Genomic DNA, 3,211 nt, shown 5'->3' with positions numbered 1-3,211 from the left:
TTTGAAATAAAATAAGCTAGATGAAGTGTTTTTACCTCATCTAGCTTTACCATAGTTATAATATATATTTTAAATTAGTTTTTACTACGCTTTAGCAATAGCCTTTTTCTGTTGACTATCTATCAAATTCTTATATATCTTATATACATTAGATTGAAATTCACATATTATTTCTTCTTGTTGATACTTTGGAAATACTACTACTAAATCTTTATCTTTTTCATCTTTTTCAAAATTTTTAACTATATCTATTTTTATATCATCAGTTCCCTTAAAGTTTATATCTATAATAAAACTCTCCGCAGTTTTTTTGAATGTATACATAAATCTCATAGATGTAAAATAAAAACCTTGTTTTTCAAATTTTTTAACTATACCTGTATCTCTTATACTGCTTCCTTTGAATACTGCTGTTTTTATACCTATTAATTCATCTTGAGAAACAATATCGTCATCTTCATCAAAATTATCATCATCTATATCACTTTTATCACTTCTTTGTACATCTATTCCTTTTATATCTTCTAAAGTCCATTTACTGTATTTTGATTTTATAAGCTTATCAAATAAGTTTATTTTATTTTCACTAGTTAACTTATCTAATGTTATTTTTTCAACTTCAAATAAGCTACTGTCATCATCACTATTTATTTCTTTAATAAATGACTCTATTTCTTTGATATCAGTGTTATCATTTTGTCTTATATCTATTGCTAATTTTTTTTCATCCGATAGTGGTATAATCTTAATTTCTACTTCTTTTATTCTATTCTTTATTAGCTCTGTCTTTCCTTTTATTCTCTTTGTGTACGACATCTTTACATTTAAGTTTCCATCTACATCCTTATGTATATTTTCTATCTTGTACTTTGAATCGCTTAATTTATTTTCTTGTATACTATCACTAATTTCATCAATAAATTCATCTAAGTTTTCATACTCTGAATTTGGATTTAAAACTACCATTGACGATTTTTGGTAACTATTAGATGTTTGCATTACATCTTGTAAATATTCTATATCTGCACTACCTAGAAATATTTGGTATGTTTGATTAGCTAAAGTTTCTGCACCTGATACTAATGAAAAAATCCCTTTTTTAGATAAAAATCTTTTAAATTGAGTTGTTGCTATTTGTTTTTCTTCTACTATCATTTTTACTTCACTATTTTTCGCAAACTTTGTTATCATATACCCTCCTACTACTTCGTATCTACCGGACTTAATCTTCTATTATCTAATTTTATTGCATGCACTTTTTTACCTTCAAATTGTGTCTGTGCATATTTTAAAAATCTCTCATCTATAAATTCACTATCTTCTTTTGTCTCAGGGTAAAAACAAAAAATATACTCATCAGCTCTCTCAAGCTGTAATTCTTTGAACATATTACAAAGATAACAAAATGCATTTTCAGAAATTTTATCAAATGAAAAAACTATACTTTGAGTAGTCTCCAATGTCCCTCTTCGTCCACCTTGATTAAACTCTTCAACTTTTATATTCTCTCCAAATATAAAAGTTGAAAATAATTGATCTATAGTCACATAATCTCTTCTAGTTAGTTGAGAACCCATTATACTTGGATAATAAAATTTAAAATCATCATTTTTAAACTCCTTTTCTATATATTCAAACATAGAATCCCATCGCTCTATCTCTCTGTTACTTGCAACAAATATATTAGTTGTATTTTTCTTACTTTTATAGCTTAATTTAGACAGATATTCTCTAAATTTAGTTTCATCATATTTTCCATCATTTGCATGAACTAAAAGTATTCCAGTATTATTGGTATCACATTTTTGATTATATTCAATTAAGTTTTTTGATATTTGAGCACACTCCATAGTCCAAAGCAATTGATCAAACCATTCTTGAAGTTTAGATGGTATAATTGAATCCCACGCATAATTTTTACACTCTGTTATAACACCTACATTTTTTGCTCTATATGGATCGTAATATTTATGGTATAAATCAACACCATGAGTTCTTGTTTCTTGCTTTTTTTTATGTGCTGATTTTGTACATTTTATTTCTTGGTCTCTTGTAAGTTCATCCCATCCGAACCTATCATATAAACGTTCTCCAAATCCCTCTAATTTTTCACCTATTTTCTTTGCTTTCTCACCCATTTATATATTTCCTCCTAATCTAAACATATTTCACGAATAATATCTATATCATCTTGTGATAAGTCTTCTCTGTATTTATAAACAACTACACTTCCACTTTTATATATCATTATGGTAAAAGAATCTTCTAAATCATTTAATATACTTAAAGTTATATATACTAGATTTTCTGAATACTTTTTTAAAACCTTGCAAGGATTACTATGATTTTTTAAATCAAATATGCAATTCGCAATTATATCTTTTTCTAGTAAGTAATTATCAATTTTGATAGTTCTTATTTTTATTGTTGATTTATCTAATCTTTTGACTACATTTCTTAAATTTATATTTATAGGGTCTATATTTATTTCATGGTTAAATAATATATTTAGTTGTATTAAAAGCTTACTTATATAATTCCTTTTTCCCCATATATCTAAAATTTCTCTAGATATATCTATTGAAAAAGGAATTATTATATTTTTCTTTAATACTTTTGATTCTAATAGCTCATTTTCTTCATCAAAAACAAGTTCTTTAGTGTTTACATATGTTATATAGTATCCATCCACTATAGTATCAGTAGTATCATTAATGATAAATCTATCGTCATTATCAATATCTAATAGTCTATTTACAATTTCATCAGTTGAGTATTTTTTATCGGTTTTGAAATTTAAAAAATATAAGCTATTGCTCGCCACATCTTATCCCCCCTTTATATTCATAGTAACTATAATTACTTTTATTATATCAGCTTACCTCCATATACAACATGAAAATACAAAATTATACAAAAAGCTATATCAAAATGATATAGCTTTTTTACTCAATAAAATATATATTAAAAAACCCGCGCCGTTACTTGTGATACGGTTCACCGTTATTTATTCTATAAGCTCTATACACCTGCTCCAATAGTATCAATCTCATCAATTGGTGGGGAAATGTCATCTTAGAAAAAGATAACTTATAATTAGCTCTCTTTAACACCTCATCAGAAAGTCCCAGCGATCCACCTATCACAAATACTATATGACTTGTCCCTCTAACACCTAACTTATTTATTGTATCTGCCAACTCTTCAGAAG

General features: G+C 26.2%; 4 protein-coding genes. All 4 read right to left on the bottom strand.

Going from position 1 to position 3,211, the window contains the following annotated elements; all coding sequences use genetic code 11:
* Window positions 1-84 precede the first annotated feature (84 nt).
* Entirely contained in the window at window positions 85-1,191 is a 1,107-nt protein-coding gene (locus J7G74_RS11140) for a hypothetical protein (protein WP_297135290.1), read from the bottom strand.
* An 11-nt stretch (window positions 1,192-1,202) separates the two neighbouring features.
* Window positions 1,203-2,138 carry a hypothetical protein gene (locus tag J7G74_RS11135; RefSeq protein WP_297135287.1) on the bottom strand — a complete coding sequence of 312 codons (936 nt, stop codon included), beginning with the start codon at window positions 2,136-2,138 and terminating at the stop codon, window positions 1,203-1,205.
* Window positions 2,139-2,152: 14 nt separating this feature from the next.
* Window positions 2,153-2,824, bottom strand: coding sequence for a hypothetical protein (locus tag J7G74_RS11130; protein WP_297135285.1), 672 nt, complete (start codon window positions 2,822-2,824; stop codon window positions 2,153-2,155).
* A gap of 157 nt (window positions 2,825-2,981) precedes the next feature.
* The coding region (locus J7G74_RS11125; protein ID WP_297135283.1) for a 23S rRNA (pseudouridine(1915)-N(3))-methyltransferase RlmH at window positions 2,982-3,211 on the bottom strand (230 nt) is incomplete at its 5' end.

This window comes from Terrisporobacter sp. (genome assembly GCF_017888745.1).
Lineage (GTDB): Bacteria > Bacillota > Clostridia > Peptostreptococcales > Peptostreptococcaceae > Terrisporobacter.
Note: the sequence above shows the minus strand (reverse complement) of the source record. Positions and strands in the feature narration are given on the sequence as shown.